We start from the raw sequence: 15,048 nt of genomic DNA, 5'->3' as shown, positions 1-15,048 counted from the left end.
TCACCGTGAGCGGATTCATAGCGGTGGCGCCGCAAGTTGCCAGCTGAGGGCCTTGCCGGCGGGCCGGCGGCGCCGAAGGGCGGGCGGCCCGTCCGGTCTGCGGGAAGTGGATGCCGCTCCCCGCGAGGGGGTGTTGCGCGGGCCCCGCGTTGACCCGGACCCCGAGAGCTGCGCCGCACCCCCGGCACGGTTGGCCAGGTTGCCGCTGGTGAATTTCCCAGATGTGGTGTAGCTGCCCGCGAACTTTCCGTAGGGGGTGTAACCGCCGTTTGCTCCGTATCCGCGAGTTCCCCGCGCCCGCCCGGTAAATGATCATTTCGCGTGGCCCGAATGCACCGCCTCACCCCGGTAGGACGATCTGACATCGGGCCGAGGTGCCCGCATTTCAGCGAAGAATCTCGCGAAAATCCCACTGTGTGCGACAAGTTGGGGAAGGATTTCGCGCAGGATTGGAATTCGGTCCGCGGACGCGTGTCGTGGAGTCGCCGCAGCCCCGACGAGTGAGTGGAAGAGTCTACGCATGCAGGTCTGGCCGGGACAGATGTATCCGTTGGGTGCCACCTATGACGGGGCGGGCACCAATTTCGCGGTGTTCTCCGAAGCCGCGAGGCGTATCGAGCTGTGTCTGCTGCACGACGACGGTTCGGAAAGCGCGGTGGAGCTGCGGGAGACCGACGCCTTCGTGCGGCACGCCTACCTGCCCGGGGTGATGCCGGGGCAGCGCTACGGCTTCCGGGTGCACGGCCCCTACGAGCCGGACAACGGGCACCGCTGCAACTCCGCGAAACTGCTGCTCGACCCCTATGCGCGGGCGATGAGCGGCCGGATCGACTGGGACGAGGCGGTGTACGGGTACCACTTCGGGCGGCCCGAGACGCGCAATGACCTGGATTCGGCGCCGCACACGATGGCGTCGGTGGTGGTCAACCCGTACTTCGACTGGGGCGACGACCGGCCGCCGCGTACCGCGTATCACGAGACGGTGCTCTACGAGGCCCATGTGAAGGGCCTGACGATGCGCCACCCGGATCTGCCGGAGGAGCTGCGCGGTACGTACGCGGCGCTGGCGCATCCCGCGATCATCGACCATCTGACGAAGCTGGGGGTCACGGCCCTGGAGCTGATGCCGGTGCATCAGTTCGTGCAGGACCACCGGCTGGTGGATGCGGGGCTGACGAATTACTGGGGCTACAACACCATCGGATTCTTCGCGCCGCACAATGCGTACGCGTCGTGGGGTGATCGCGGGCAGCAGGTGCTGGAGTTCAAGACGGCGGTGCGGGCGCTGCACCGTGCCGGTATCGAGGTGATCCTCGACGTGGTCTACAACCACACCGCCGAGGGCAGTCATCTGGGCCCGACGCTGTCCTTCCGCGGGCTGGACAATCCCTCGTACTACCGGCTGTCGGAGGATCAGCGGTATTACATGGACACCACGGGCACCGGTAATTCACTTCTGATGCGCAGTCCTCATGTGCTCCAGCTGGTGATGGATTCGCTGCGCTATTGGGTGCAGGAGATGCGGGTGGACGGCTTCCGGTTCGATCTGGCGGCGACGCTCGCCCGGCAGTTCCACGAGGTCGACCGGCTGTCGTCGTTCTTCGATCTGGTGCATCAGGACCCCGTCGTCAGCCAGGTGAAGCTGATCGCCGAGCCCTGGGACGTGGGTGAGGGCGGCTACCAGGTGGGGAACTTCCCGCCGCTGTGGACGGAGTGGAACGGGAAGTACCGCGACACGGTGCGGGATCTGTGGCGGGGCGAACCGCGCACCCTGGCGGAGTTCGCGTCCCGGCTGACCGGCTCCTCGGATCTGTACCAGGGCGACGGGCGGCGTCCGCTCGCCTCGGTGAACTTCGTGACCTGCCATGACGGTTTCACGCTGCACGATCTCGTCGCGTACAACGACAAGCACAACGAGGACAACGGCGAGGACAACCGGGACGGTGAGCGCTTCAACCGGTCGTGGAACTGCGGCGCCGAGGGGCCGACCGACGATCCTTCGGTGCGGCGCCTGCGGGCGCGGCAGATGCGGAACTTCCTGGCGACGCTGATGCTGTCGCAGGGGGTGCCGATGCTCAGTCACGGCGACGAGTTCGGGCGCAGCCAGCGGGGCAACAACAACGCCTACTGCCAGGACAACGAGCTGGCGTGGGTGCGGTGGCCGGACCACGCCACCGACGGGGCGGTGGAGGCGCCGGACGGCGAGGACGAGGGGGCGGGCGGCGACGCGGGGGCGGACGAGGAGCGGGAGCTGCTGGCGTTCGTTCAGCAGATGGTGTGGCTGCGGCGCGATCACCCGGTGTTCCGGCGCCGGCGGTTCCTCCAGGGCCGCCCGGTGGAGGGGACACCTGACGAGCTGTCCGACATCGCGTGGTTCACGGCCGGGGGCGCGGAGATGGGGCCGCGTGACTGGCAGTCGGCGCACGCCAAATCGCTGACCGTCTTCCTCAACGGCAGCTCCATCTCCGAACCGGGGACGCGGGGCGAACCGGTCACCGATGACTCGTTCCTGCTGATGTTCAACGCGCATGAGCAGGAGGAGAAGTTCACCGTCCCGGTGCACCACGGACGGCAGTGGCAGGTCGTGGTGGACACCGACCGGCCGCAGTCGGTGGCCGGCGGCGGCGCCAAGGTCAAGGCCGGCGATCAGCTGACGCTCACCGGCCGCAGTCTGCTGGTGCTGCAGCGGCCCAGCTGAGCGGCCCGCCCGGCGCGGTGGCCCCGGCGGGCCCGGCGGTGGCTACGATCTGCCCGCGCCCGCCCTCCGCTGCTCCTCGGGAAGCCCCTGGGCGGCGGGTGCGGCGGGGCGGGGCGCGGTCCGGCAGCCGAGGGCCAGGGCGAGGATGAGGACGGCAGCGCCGACGGCGACGGCGAAGGCGGCGGACGGTCCGTGGGCCTCGGCGAGACGGCCGGAGGCGGCCAGCGCCAGGGCCTGGCCGCCGACCACGGCGCTGGTGAGGAAGGCCATCGATTCGGCCAGCCGGGCGGCGGGCACCACCCGTTCGGTGAGGCCGAAGATCGTGATCAGGTGCGGGGCGAAGGCCACGCCGAGGACCACGACGACCAGATAGAGGGCCCACAGCGTCTGCACGAACAGCAGCGGGACGGACAGTACGAGGAGCGCGACGGCCGCCGCCCGCCAGCGCGTCGGCAGCGCGATCCGGGCGGGCACCAGGGCGAGCGAGAGTCCGGCGACGGCGCTCATCACGCCCATCGCGGCGTAGACGAGTCCGGCCTGCGCGCCCTCGTGGAGACGCTCGGTGAGCGCGGTGATGCCGGCTTGGCAGGCACCGAACATGGCCCCTTGCAGCGCCATGGAGGCGCGCAGGCCGTGCACGGCGCGGGGCATCTTGGCGCGTGCGGGCCGGGCGGCGTCGCGACGCCGGCGCCGGTCCGGCCCCGGCCGGGGCGAGGCGACGCCCGCGCCGGCCCGCCCGTCGGCCACGGGCCGCACCGCCGACGCCGTCGGGTGCAGCGCGAAGGCCGATCCGCACACCGCGAGCAGCACCGCCGCCAGCGACAGCGCGACGGCCGGGTGGGCGAGCGCGGCGGCCAGTCCCACCAGGGCGGGGCCGAGCACGAACGACACCTCGTCCAGCGTCCCTTCGAACGACAGGGCGGCGCTGACCAGTTGGTCGTCGGCCCCTTCCCGGTGTGCGAGGGCGACGAGCCGGGCGCGGGCGAGCGGCCCGATCTGCGGCACGCTGGCCCCGGCCAGCAGTCCTGCCAGGGCGAGCGGGAGCGTCGCGATCTGCGCGAGGGAGGCCAGCACCAGGGCGGTCACCGCGAGGGCGTTGAGCCAGCAGGCGGCCAGCACGACGGGGCGCTGGCCGTGGCGGTCGGTGAGCCGGCCGATCAGCGGCCCGGCGAAGGTCTGGCCCGCCGCCAGCGCACCGCCCACCAGACCCGCGGTGGTGAGGCTGCCGCTCGTCTCGGCCACCAGCAGCAGACTGCCGAGCTGGCACATGGCGGTCGGGAGTCTGCCGAGGAAGGACACGACGGGCAGCAGCGGCCCGCCCAGCGCGATCACCCGGCGGTAGGTGGCGGTGACGTCGGTCATCGCCCGACGCTAACCGCCGGGGCACCCCGGGGCGTAGGGACGGGACGTACGAAGGTGTCCGCCGTCGCGCAGCCACCGCTCGGAGGAAACCACGACCCGGCACCACCTGCGGATCCGGGCCGATGGCAGAGCCGATGCCCGGCGGATGACAGAACAGGCCGTCAGCGGGGTACTCGTGTTCCCATGACGCAGCCACCGAGTCCGTCGCCGACCGCCACCTACCGGCTGCAGCTCCAGCCGGACTTCCCCTTCGAGGCCGCCGCGCGGGCCGTTCCGCACCTCGCCACACTCGGCGTCTCCCATCTGCACCTCTCGCCCGTCCTGGAGTCGGTGCCGCGGTCCACGCACGGCTACGACGTGGTCGATCACGCGGCGGTGCGGGCGGAGCTGGGCGGCGAGGAGGGCCTGCGGGCGCTGGCGGGGACGGCGCGCGCGCACGGTCTCGGGCTGGTCGTCGACATCGTGCCCAACCACATGGCCGTACCGGCGCCGCTGTCGCTCAACGGGCCGCTGTGGGAGGTGTTGCGGGACGGTCCGAAGTCCCGCTACGCCCGGTGGTTCGACATCGACTGGGACGGCGGGCACGGCGGGCGGATGCTGCTGCCGGTCCTCGCCGGGCGGCTGGGCGACGAGCGGGAGCACTTCCGGGTCGAGGACGGGACACTGCGCTACCACGAGCTGGCCTTTCCGCTGCGTCCCGGCACCGAACAGCTGCCCCTGGCGCACCTCCTGGACTCCCAGTGGTACCGCCTCGCCTGGTGGCGGCTGGCCCGCAGCGAACTGAACTACCGCCGGTTCTTCACCATCGCGGAACTGATCGGGGTACGCGTCGAGGACCCCGAGGTCTTCGAGGCGACGCACGGCACGGTGCTGCGGCTGGTGCGCGAGGGCCTCATCGACGGGCTGCGTGTCGACCACCCGGACGGGCTGGCGGACCCGGGCGGCTATCTGGAGCGGCTGCGCACCCGGACCGGCGGCAGCTGGACGGTGGTGGAGAAGATCCTCAGCGGCCCGGAGCGGCTGCCGGACGGCTGGGCGTGCGCGGGCACCACCGGATACGACGCGCTGCGGCACATCGACGGCCTGTTCGTCTGCCCGCAGGGGGTGGGCCGGCTCTTCTCCCACTACCGGGACTTCGTCACGCCGCTGGCCGACGAGGGCGGCGACTGGGAGGAGACGGTGCGCCGGGCCGCCCATGAGGTCGTCACCCACGATCTGGCGGCGGAGGTCGAGCGGCTGGTGCGGACGGCGGCGCGGATCGCCGACCGGGTCCCGCACCCCCGCGACCACGCGCCCTGGGCGCTGCGCCACGCGGTGCGCGAACTGCTGGTACGGCTGCCGGTCTACCGCCCGTACGCGGCGGACACTGCCCGCGCGGAGCAGGACGCAGCGATGCTCGACGAGGCGGCGGCGCTCGCGCGCGGCACGTTCCGGGTGCCGGCGGAGGCGCTGGCGGTGGACCTGGTCCGCGATCTCGCGCTGGGGCGCTTCGGGGAGGGCCCGGACTGCGCCGACTTCACCGCGCGGTTCGCGCAGACCGCGTCCGCACTCCACGCCAAGTCCGTGGAGGACACCGCCTTCTACCGCTACCCGGTGCTGCTGTCGGCGTGCGAGGTCGGCGGTGACCCGGGCGATCCCGCGCTCGGCCCGGAGGCCTTCCACGCGTACTGCGCGCGGTTGCAGCGGGACTGGCCGGCCACCGGGACGGTGCTCACCACGCACGACACCAAGCGCAGCGCCGATGTCCGGGCGCGGATCGCGGTGCTGTCGGAGTGTCCGGACCGGTGGCGGGACGTGCTGGGTGAGGTGGCGGGCGGCGCGGCCGGGGTGGGATTCGGGCCGGACGGGGCGGAGCCGGCGGATCCGCTGGTTTCCTGGACGGCCTGGCAGACCGCGTTCGGACTCGGCGGCCCGTACGCGGGTGCCGCGTCGGCGGACGGCGGCACGGCAGCCGCCCGGGTGGCGCCCGCGGTCCTCAAGGCCGTACGCGAGGCGGGCCTGCGCACCACCTGGATGGAACCGGACGCGGACTACGAGGACGCCGTCACGGAATTCGTGCGCAGCGGCCCGTGCGGGACGCCGGCGGTCCCGCTGACCGCGCTGGACGACGAACTCGCCCCGTTCGTCCGGGCGAACGTGCTGGGTGCGGCGCTGTTGCAGCTGACCATGCCGGGGGTCCCGGACCTCTACCAGGGCACCGAGCGGGAGTTCGCGGCGCTCGTCGACCCGGACAACCGGTGCCCGGCGCGTTTCGGGCCGGAGCTGCTCGCCGAACTGGACGGCGGGGCCGCGCCGCGTGACCTGTCCGGCGAGAAGCTGCGGCTGACGGCCGCCGCGCTGCGGCTACGGCGGGCCCGTCCCGAGTGGTTCGGCGCGGAGGGTACGTACGAGCCGCTGTACGCGCAGGGGCCCGCGGCGGAGCACTGTGTGGCGTTCGGCCGCAGCGGGCGGGTGGTGACGGTGACGACCCGGCTGTCGCTGCGGCTGGTGGAGACGGGGGGCTGGTGGGACACCGCGCTGCGGCTGCCGCCCGGCGGCCCCTGGCGCGACCTGCTGACCGGCCGTGAACGGGCGGGCGGGTCGGTGGTGGGGCTGAGCGAGCTGCTGGAGGTGTCGCCGGTGGCGCTGCTCGTGGCGGAGTGAGGGCGCGGCGGCGGCGCGGGCAGGGCGGAGCGCGGCCCCCGGTCAGCCGCTCCCGGTGCCGTCCGCTTCCTGGTCGCGCCCCGCCACCTCCCGCAGCGGCCGGGCGAACTCCCCCGCCGCGCGCGACAGTTGGACGCGCGAGAAGACGGTGACGGAGCGGCGCCAGGGCGGGTCGGCGGGGACGTGGACGCAGTCGAGTCCGGTGAGTTCGTGGGAGGACGTGAACAGCACGCCGACACCGGCCGCCGCCATCCGGACGGCGGTCGAGCTGTGCTGGGTGCGCACGGCGGTACGCGGCACGAACCCGGCCCCCTCGCACTCCCCGTCCCGCCAGGCCCGGCCGTCCAGCACCGGCTCCGGCCGCAGCGCACCCACGGCCGGTCCGCCAGGTCCGCGAGACGTACGGACTCCCGGGCGGCCGGCGGGTCACCGTCGGGGGCCCGCCTCAGCGTTCCGTCAGGACGTAGTCGACCCGGCCGAACGTGATGTGGTCACCGGGCCCGACGGGCACCTCGCCCACCACCCGGCGTCCGTTGACGACGGTGCCGTTGGTGGAGCCGAGGTCGCGCAGCATCCAGACCTTTCCGGCCCTGCGGAGTTCGGCGTGGGCGCGCGAGACGGTTTCGTGGTTGAGCCGCAGCCCCACGCCGGGGGCACGTCCGATGAGCAGCGGAACGGGACCCGGCTCCGGCAGCATCAGCTTGGGCAGCCGCTCCGTACGCCAGGCCCTGCGGACCCTGATGTGGAAGGCCGACATCCGGCCGACCATCCGCAGCATCCCGCCCTGGATCCTGCCGCGCTGCTCCACATCGGCGGTGGCCAGGGCGAGTTCGGAATTGTGCTGGGCGGTGAGGACGAGCTCCAGACGGCGCAGGAAGGTGTCCTGGGACAGCCTTCCCTGCGCGGCACCCTCGCGCAGCAGGTCGAGGGCGCGTTCCCGGTCGGCGTCCGACGGGCGCGCCGGCCGCGCGGGGAACTCGAGCGAAGTCATGCGGCGATTGTCCGGCCACCGCGAGCCGCTGTCCAGGCGATGTGTGCGTGACGGGCAGTCCGGTGCGGGGCCCGCGCCGGTCCTCGGCCGGCCGGGCGGCTCACCGGAATGGCCCGATGCCGTCCTTCCCGCCACGTCGGGCTGTCCGGCGGCGCGACGACATGGTTTCTTCAAGTGGCGCCCGGTGCGCGTGACGAACGTGGTCCCCACAGCCGGTGCGGTCCCTGGGAGCGAGCGAAGGAGGACAGCCGTGCTGTTCGAGGTATGGGCGCCGGACGCCGGTCGGGTCGCGCTCCAGTGGGCGGGTGACCGGGCCGCCGAACCGGCTGTCCCCCTGGCGCGCGACACCGGCCGCGACGGATGGTGGCGCGCCGAGACACCGGCCCGCGACGGTGACCGCTACGCCTTCCGGCTCGACGGCGGCCCGCTGCTGCCCGACCCGCGCGCCGCCCGCCTGCCGGAGGGTCCGAGCGGCCCCGGCGCGGTCGTCGAACACGACCGGTTCGGCTGGCGGCACCCCTCGCCCGGCCGCCCGTTGCCCGGCGCCGTCCTTTACGAGCTGCACCTCGGCACCTTCACCCCCGAGGGCACCTTCGACGCCGCCGCCGCGCAGCTGCGCCACCTCGCCGACCTGGGCATCACCCATGTCTCCCTGATGCCGGTGTGCCCGTTCCCCGGCACCCACGGCTGGGGTTACGACGGGATCGCCCCCTGGGCGGTGCACGAGCCGTACGGCGGGCCCGACGGCCTCAAGCGGTTCGTGGACGCCGCGCACGGCCACGGCCTCGGCGTCGTCCTCGACGTGGTGCACAACCACCTCGGCCCGGCGGGCAACCATCTCCCGGCGTTCGGACCGTATTTCACCGACACCCACCACACCCCCTGGGGCGCCGCGGTCAACCTCGACGCGCCCGGCTCCGACGAGGTACGCGGCTATCTGCTGGGCAGCGCGCTGAGCTGGCTGCGGGACTACCGGATCGACGGGCTGCGGCTGGACGCCGTGCACGCCCTGCACGACAACAGCGCCCGGCACTTTCTCGCCGAACTGTCCGAGGCGGTGGACGCGTTGGCCGACCGGCTGCGGCGGCCGCTGTTCCTGATCGCCGAGTCCGACCTGAACGATCCGCGCGGCATCGCCCCGCGGGCGGCCGGCGGCCAGGGCCTGCACGCCCAGTGGAACGACGACTTCCACCATGCCCTGCACACCGCGCTCACCGGCGAATCCCAGGGCTATTACGCCGACTTCGCGCGTGCCCCGCTGGCCGCCCTCGCCAAGACGCTGACCGGTGGGTACTTCCACGACGGTACGCACTCCAGCTTCCGGGGCCGGGCCCACGGCGCACCGCTCGACCTGCACGTCACCCCGGCGTACCGGCTGCTGGCCTACTCCCAGACCCATGACCAGATCGGCAACCGCGCGCTCGGCGACCGGCTCGCGGCCGGCCTCTCCCCCGGGCTGCTCGCCTGCGCCGCCGCAGTGGTGCTGTGCTCGCCCTTCACGCCGATGCTGTTCATGGGCGAGGAATGGGGCGCGCGGACCCCCTGGCAGTACTTCACCGACCACACCGATCCGGAGCTGGCGGAGGCGGTACGGGCCGGCCGGCGCCGGGAGTTCGCCTCGCACGACTGGGGTGATCAGGGTCCTTTCCAGGGCGTCGAGGAGAGCGGCGCGGGCATCGCGGACGACTGGCCCGATCCGCAGGATCCGGCCACCCGCGACCGCTGCGTCCTGGACCGGTCCGCACTCTCCGCCGCACCGCACGCCGCGCTGTGGGAGTGGCACCGCACCCTGATCGCGCTGCGCCACGAGCAGCCCGCGCTGACCGATCCGGATCCGGCCGCCACCCACGTGGCGTTCGACGAACGGGCCCGCTGGCTACTGCTCGACCGCGGGCCGCTGCGGATCGCGGTCAATCTCGCCGAGGACGCGACGGCCGCGATCGCCGTCGGGCCGGCCGGGCGTGTGCTGGCGGCCTGGCCCGATCCCCAACTACCGGGTGACGACGGCCTGTTGCGGCTGCCCCCGGCATCGGTCGTCGTCCTGGGCCCGTAGCCGGCCGGGCCCCGCCCGTCGGCCTGTCCGCCCGTCCCTCGAAATAACCCCGCCGAGGGGCTCGGGCGGCAATCCGCACACCCTGGTGGCCGACGCCGGCACCTGCTGGTGGACGACGGGCATCCGCGATCGCGGCGGCCTCGCGCTCGGCCTCGTCGAGACCTCGGCGGTCGTCTGTCCGATCCACGCCGAACACGGCGGCACCGGCGTCGCACCCGGCAGCTGTGTCGTACGGCGGCAACACGAGAACGACGCGCGGACGGGCCGTTCCGGCACCGGCCAGGGCTACGGCTCTCGCCTGGTCGCCGCCTGACCCGGCTCCTTGGGCCCCTCCAGCTCCCGCTCGCTGGCCGCGACCGCGGCGTCCTCGGCCGCCCTGTCCAGGTTGCGGTTCAGCACGTAGTAGAGACCGCCGCCGACGAGCAGGCCGGGGACGAAGGAGAGGTCGGCGCCGCCCAGGGCCTCGGTGACCGGGCCGGTGTAGAAGGACGTCGCGAAGAACGGGATCATCGCGGCGAAGCCGGCCAGGTAGGCGACGATGCCGCGCCAGGCCCAGCGGCCGTAGATGCCGGCCGGATCGAAGATCGCGGTGACGGCGTAGTGGCCGCGCCGGACCCAGTAGAAGTCGACGAGATTGACCGCGGTCCACGGGATGAGGAAGTAGAGCATCATCAGCACGAAGGTGTTGAAGCTCTCCAGGTAGTTCTCCGGGAGCAGCATCGCCACCGCGAAGATGATCAGCCCGATGACCACGATTCCGGCGATGCGGATCCGGACGGTCGGCTTGACGGTGCGGAAGGCGTCCACCGCGCTGGTCGTGGTGAGCATCGCGCCGTAGGCGTTGACGGCCATGATGCCGATCAGGGCCACCGAGGAGACGACGACCGCGAAGGTGCCGAAGCCGGGGAAGATCGCGTTGCCGACCTGCCGGATCCCGGTGATCGCGTCCGGGTCGGGCAGCGCGGAGGCGAGCAGCGCGCCGAGCGACATCAGCCAGGCGGCCGAGCCGGCGGCGCCCGCGTAGGTCCACCAGATGACCTTGCGTGCGGAGACGTCGCGCGGGAGGTAGCGGGAGTAGTCCGAGACGTACACGGCGTAGCTGATCTGGTAGCCGGCCGCGGCCGAGAAGACGACCAGGAAGGAGGTCCAGGAGCCGGACGCGCCGGAGGCCGCGCCGGCCGCGGTGTGCGGGTCGAGCTGGATCAGGGCGCCGACGGTCAGCACGCCGAAGACGGCGATGAGTACGTAGGTGAGCCAGCGCTGGACCAGATGCAGCAGGTCGTGGCCGACGACGGCAAGCACGATCGCGATGCCGATGATCAGGACGTACCAGAGGGTGGTGCCGCCGGGGAAGACGGTCCGCAGGCCCTGGGCCGCCAGGACGACGTTGAAGACGTTGAAGCCGACGTAGACGAAGACCACCGCGGCGAACGGGACGATGGCGCCCCGGATGCCGAACTGGGCACGCGACTGGATCATCTGCGGCAGGCCCATCCGGGGGCCCTGGTTGGCGTGGAAGGCCATGAAGAAGGTGCCGAAGCACGCGCCGAGGACGACGGCCGCGACGGACGCGAGCAGGCTCAGGCCGAGGGCCGGGCCGAGGAAGCCGGTGACCATGGTGGTCAGCACGAAGTTCCCGGTGAACCAGAAGGGGCCCTGGTGCCACACCTTCCCGTGCCGTTCGCGTACGGGGACGTAGTCGATGGAGCGGACCTCGATCACTCGGGATCCTCGCCCCTCGCTCTTGCCTTCCATGGCGGCCATGGGATCCATGGGTGTTACTCCTAGGGGCGGTGACAGGTTCTGCGGTGGTGCGAACCTAGGCGTCCGGCCGCGCGGACTCGATCGCCCGATCGTCCACTCCATAGATATGTGATGGACACTATGTCTATGCCGCTGCATATCTCCGACCTCCTGGCCCGGACCGACCTCGATCTGTCGGTCAGCTACGACGTGCCGCCGGACCTGCTGGCCCGCACCGTCGAGGCGGCGACCGTGTCGGACCTGACGGCGCCGGGGAAATGGCTGCAGGGCGGTGAACTCCTCATGACCATCGGCCTGTTGCTGCCGATGGAACCGGCCGCCTGCCGTGCCTACGTACGCGATGTGGCCGAGGGCGGGGCGGCCTGCCTGGCGCTCGGCCTAGGCCGGGGGCTGCCCTACCAGCAGGCGCCCGAACCGCTGGTGACGGCGGCCCGGGAGGCGGGTCTCGTGCTGCTGACCGTTCCGGACGAGGTGCCGTTCATCGCCGTCACCAAGGCCGTTTTCGACGCACGCGCCGACGAACAGCGCGAGGTCCTGCACCGGGCCTTCGCCACCCAGCGGCGCCTGACGGCCGCGGCGACCGGCGACGGACTGCGGCCGATGCTGGCGGAGTGGACATCCGCCACCGGCGTGGGCGCCGCGGTCCTCGACCCGCTGGGCCGGCTGCTGGCGGCCGGCGAACGGGGCACGCCCACGCCCCTGGCCGAGGCAGGCGATCTGATCCAGCGGGTGGCGGCCCGCGGGCTGCGCGGCAGCGCGGTCGGCACGAGCGCCGGCCGGCAGCTGGAGGTGCAGCCGCTCGGCGCCCGCCGGCTGCGCGGTCTGCTGCTGCTCACCGGCCGTCCCGACGGCGCGGCCCGCTCGGTCGTACCGGGTCTGGTCTCGCTGCTCTCCCTCGAACTGGAGCGGCGCCACCTGCGGGACGAGCCCGAGCGCCGCCGCAGGTCGGCGCTGCTGTCCGAGCTGCTGTCCGACGAGGACCTGGCGCCGCCCCGGGCCCGGGACATCCTGGTCTCGGCCGGGCTGACCGCCGAACGGGTGCGGGCCGTCGTGGTGGAGGCCGTGCCCGGTGCGGCGGTGGCCGGAAAGTCCGGACCCGGGACCGCTTCCGTCGCGGCCGGCTCCCGTAGGGCATCCGGTGCCGCCGCGGAGGCCGCCGCCCAGGAGATGGCCGCCGATCTGGCGCTGGCGATGCCCGGCGGGCTGGTCAGGGTGACGGGCCGGGCGCCGGGCGGTACGGAGGGCGGGCCGGGCGGTGGCGCGGGCGGCGCGGACCCGGACGGGATGACGATCGAGGCGGTCGTCGGCGAGGACCTGGACATCCGTGAGGTGCTCGGCCGGTTCGCGCCGGGCCGGCCGGCCGGAATCGGCCCGGCCACCGCCCCCGAAGCGGTCCGGGTGTCGCTGCGCCAGGCGGCCGGGCTGCTCGCCGTCAGCCGGGCCGGCGGCGAGCCGGCCGAGGCCCGGCAGAGCCAGGCCAGCCGGCTGCTGCTCGGCCTGGGCGACCGCCGTACGCTCCAGGGCTACGCCGACACCGTCCTGGGCCCGCTCGATCTCGCCGACAACGGCGAGGAACTGCTCGCCACCCTGGCGGCGTGGCTGGAGACCGGTGGCTCCTGGGACGCCACCAGCCGGCGGCTCGGTGTGCACCGCCACACCGTGCGCAACCGTCTGGACAAGGCCATGGACCTGACCGGACGCCGCATCGACGACCCCGACGACCGCTTCGACCTCTGGCTCGCCACCCGCATCCGCGGCGGCGCCTCCTCACCCAAGTCCCCTCCCCCGTCCGCCGCCTGACGCGCATCGTTCGTCCCGGCATGCGTCAACTCGCTGCACTCCCGCCCCGCGGGCGTCTTTACTTCGACCATGACCTACGAGACCCGTCCGCTCCCGCCGGGCACCACCCCGACCGCCACCGGCCCCGCCGCCGGCCGCAGCCGAGACCGGGCCCGGGGGCGCCGCCACGGCGCCCTGGTGGCGGTCAGCGACCTGCACGTCCGGTACGCGGAGAACCGCGACATCGTCGAAGCGCTCCGGCCGGAGTCCGACGACGACTGGCTGCTGATCGCCGGGGACATCGGCGAGCACATCGCCGATATCCGCTGGGCCCTCACCCTGCTCAGCCGCCGGTTCGCGACCGTGGTGTGGGTGCCGGGCAACCACGAACTGTGGACCCCGTCCAACGACCCCGTACAGCTGCGCGGCGTCGCGCGCTACGACCATCTCGTGGGGATCTGCCGGGAGTTGGGGGTCCTGACCCCCGAGGATCCCTATCCGGTGTGGGAGGGCGAGGGCGGCCCGGCCGTCATCGCGCCGCTGTTCCTCCTCTACGACTACACCTTCCGGATGCCGGGGCTGCACTCCAAGGAGACCGCACTCGCCGACGCCGAGAAGGCCGGGGTGGTCTGCACCGACGAGATCTTCCTGCACCCGGACCCCTATCCGACGCGGGAGGCATGGTGCCGGGCGCGCCTGGCGGCCACCGAGGCCCGGCTCGCCGCCGTACCCGAGGACCTGCCCACCGTGCTCGTCAACCACTTTCCCCTGGTGCGCGAACCCACCCGGCCGCTGTGGCATCCGGAGTTCGCCCTGTGGTGCGGCACGGAGGCGACCGCGGACTGGCCGCGCCGCTTCCGTGCGGCGTCCGTGGTCTACGGGCATCTGCACATTCCCCGGCTGCTGATCTGCGACGGCATCCCGCACCAGGAGGTCTCCCTCGGCTACCCCCGCGAATGGCGGCGCCGTACCGGCGCCGCGGGGCGCCCGGTGCGGATCCTGCCCGCGCCCGCATCGACCACGGCCCCGGCCGCCACGGAGACCACCGCATGATCGAGAAACTGCTGCCGGCCTCCGTCGTCGCCCGCGAGACCTTCGAAGACAGCCCGCTGTCCGTGATGTACCCCGAGGAACGGGAGGTGGTGGCCCGCGCGGTCCCCCACCGGCAACGGGAATTCGCCACCGTCCGCGCCTGCGCACGCGCCGCCCTGTCCGCACTCGGCGCCGCTCCCGCGCCGATCCTCCCCGGCCCCGGCCGCGCGCCGCGCTGGCCGGCCGGCGTCGTCGGTGCGATGACCCACTGCCAGGGCTACCGCGCGGCCGCCGTGGCGCACCGGACGGACGTGGTGACGATCGGCCTGGACGCGGAGCCCAACGAGCCGGTGAACGACCCCGGGGTGCTGGACCTCATCGCCCTCCCCGAGGAGCGCGCGCAGTTCCCCGCGCTGGCCGCGCTACGTCCCGAAGTCGCCTGGGACCGGCTGCTGTTCAGTGCCAAGGAGAGCGTCTACAAGGCGTGGTACCCGCTCACCGGCCGCTGGCTGGACTTCCAGGAGGCCCACCTCACCTTCGACCCGGCGCACGCCACCTTCACCGCCCGGCTGCTGGTGCCCGGCCCGGTGGTGGCCGGCACCGAACTCACGGAGTTCAACGGCCGGTGGACGGCGGGCTCGGGTCTGGTGGTGACGGCGGTGGTGGTGCAGGCGTGAGCGGCGGGCCGGGGCCGCGCCCGGTGTTGGCGGCCCCGGCCCGCACATC

Annotated in this window: 11 protein-coding genes; 7 read left to right on the top strand and 4 right to left on the bottom strand. The window is 73.2% G+C overall.

All coding sequences use genetic code 11. From position 1 onward, the window contains the following. Nucleotides 1–520 precede the first annotated feature (520 nt). Complete coding sequence (gene glgX / locus ACIRQ7_RS21580) at nucleotides 521–2,698, top strand: glycogen debranching protein GlgX (RefSeq protein WP_404264424.1); 2,178 nt, start codon at nucleotides 521–523, stop codon at nucleotides 2,696–2,698. Between the two features lie 42 nt (nucleotides 2,699–2,740). Here the strand turns inward: glgX and ACIRQ7_RS21575 are convergent, their stop codons facing one another. Continuing rightward, the gene (locus ACIRQ7_RS21575) at nucleotides 2,741–4,060 is read right to left on the bottom strand and encodes an MFS transporter (RefSeq protein ID WP_404264422.1); all 1,320 of its coding nucleotides are present in this window, start codon (nucleotides 4,058–4,060) and stop codon (nucleotides 2,741–2,743) included. A gap of 183 nt (nucleotides 4,061–4,243) precedes the next feature. Between ACIRQ7_RS21575 and treY the strand changes: the two genes are divergently transcribed. Then, nucleotides 4,244–6,703 (top strand): malto-oligosyltrehalose synthase, encoded by a 2,460-nt coding sequence (gene treY / locus ACIRQ7_RS21570; RefSeq protein ID WP_404264420.1) that lies wholly within the window; start codon nucleotides 4,244–4,246, stop codon nucleotides 6,701–6,703. Nucleotides 6,704–6,745: 42 nt separating this feature from the next. Here the strand turns inward: treY and ACIRQ7_RS21565 are convergent, their stop codons facing one another. Next, nucleotides 6,746–7,078, bottom strand: a complete 333-nt coding sequence (locus ACIRQ7_RS21565; protein ID WP_404264418.1) for a hypothetical protein — start codon at nucleotides 7,076–7,078, stop codon at nucleotides 6,746–6,748. A 70-nt stretch (nucleotides 7,079–7,148) separates the two neighbouring features. Beyond that, nucleotides 7,149–7,694, bottom strand: coding sequence for an FHA domain-containing protein (locus ACIRQ7_RS21560; RefSeq protein WP_401470763.1), 546 nt, complete (start codon nucleotides 7,692–7,694; stop codon nucleotides 7,149–7,151). Between the two features lie 250 nt (nucleotides 7,695–7,944). Here ACIRQ7_RS21560 and treZ point away from each other — a divergent pair, with 250 nt between their 5' ends. Next, nucleotides 7,945–9,747, top strand: a complete 1,803-nt coding sequence (treZ, locus tag ACIRQ7_RS21555) for a malto-oligosyltrehalose trehalohydrolase (RefSeq protein ID WP_404264417.1) — start codon at nucleotides 7,945–7,947, stop codon at nucleotides 9,745–9,747. A gap of 85 nt (nucleotides 9,748–9,832) precedes the next feature. Further along, nucleotides 9,833–10,060, top strand: a complete 228-nt coding sequence (locus tag ACIRQ7_RS21550) for a hypothetical protein (RefSeq protein WP_404264416.1) — start codon at nucleotides 9,833–9,835, stop codon at nucleotides 10,058–10,060. Here the strand turns inward: ACIRQ7_RS21550 and ACIRQ7_RS21545 are convergent. Next, the gene (locus tag ACIRQ7_RS21545; protein WP_404264414.1) at nucleotides 10,033–11,520 is read right to left on the bottom strand and encodes a purine-cytosine permease family protein; all 1,488 of its coding nucleotides are present in this window, start codon (nucleotides 11,518–11,520) and stop codon (nucleotides 10,033–10,035) included. The genes ACIRQ7_RS21550 and ACIRQ7_RS21545 overlap by 28 nt on opposite strands. 111 nt (nucleotides 11,521–11,631) lie before the next feature. Between ACIRQ7_RS21545 and ACIRQ7_RS21540 the strand changes: the two genes are divergently transcribed. The 3 genes from ACIRQ7_RS21540 to ACIRQ7_RS21530 all read left to right on the top strand — a co-directional run bounded on the left by ACIRQ7_RS21540 (nucleotide 11,632) and on the right by ACIRQ7_RS21530 (nucleotide 14,999). Then, the gene (locus ACIRQ7_RS21540; protein WP_404264584.1) at nucleotides 11,632–13,311 is read left to right on the top strand and encodes a PucR family transcriptional regulator; all 1,680 of its coding nucleotides are present in this window, start codon (nucleotides 11,632–11,634) and stop codon (nucleotides 13,309–13,311) included. A gap of 69 nt (nucleotides 13,312–13,380) precedes the next feature. After that, nucleotides 13,381–14,343 (top strand): metallophosphoesterase family protein, encoded by a 963-nt coding sequence (locus ACIRQ7_RS21535; RefSeq protein WP_404264413.1) that lies wholly within the window; start codon nucleotides 13,381–13,383, stop codon nucleotides 14,341–14,343. After that, the gene (locus ACIRQ7_RS21530; RefSeq protein WP_404264411.1) at nucleotides 14,340–14,999 is read left to right on the top strand and encodes a 4'-phosphopantetheinyl transferase; all 660 of its coding nucleotides are present in this window, start codon (nucleotides 14,340–14,342) and stop codon (nucleotides 14,997–14,999) included. The genes ACIRQ7_RS21535 and ACIRQ7_RS21530 overlap by 4 nt, the downstream gene beginning before the upstream one ends. Nucleotides 15,000–15,048 lie beyond the last annotated feature (49 nt).

The organism is Streptomyces sp. NPDC101393 (assembly GCF_044767385.1).
GTDB lineage: Bacteria > Actinomycetota > Actinomycetes > Streptomycetales > Streptomycetaceae > Streptomyces.
Note: the sequence above shows the minus strand (reverse complement) of the source record. Positions and strands in the feature narration are given on the sequence as shown.